General features: G+C 27.4%; 1 protein-coding gene. It reads left to right on the plus strand.

Going from position 1 to position 219, the window contains the following annotated elements:
- Window positions 1–168 (plus strand): autotransporter outer membrane beta-barrel domain-containing protein (locus tag CAMP5060_RS08235; protein ID WP_337218216.1); only part of this gene is annotated, 168 nt, incomplete at its 5' end.
- Window positions 169–219: the final 51 nt, after the last annotated feature.

Here is a 219-nt window from a genome sequence, read left to right on the forward strand (position 1 = left end):
GATAAGAAAAAAACTTATGGACAAATCATTGTAGGTGGTAATGTTGATATTAATGAACAATTTAGCTTAAATGCAGGTATTGGAGCTAAACAAATACTAGCTGGTAAAACAGATGGTAAAAATGAAACTTATGTAAGTGGTCAAGTAGGTTTTAAATATAAATTCTAAAAATTTTAAGAACTCCTTAGATGCTAGAGTAAAAACTCTAGCATTTTAAAA

This window comes from Campylobacter sp. 1569 (assembly GCF_024723675.1).
GTDB classification, from domain to species: domain Bacteria; phylum Campylobacterota; class Campylobacteria; order Campylobacterales; family Campylobacteraceae; genus Campylobacter_D; species Campylobacter_D jejuni_C.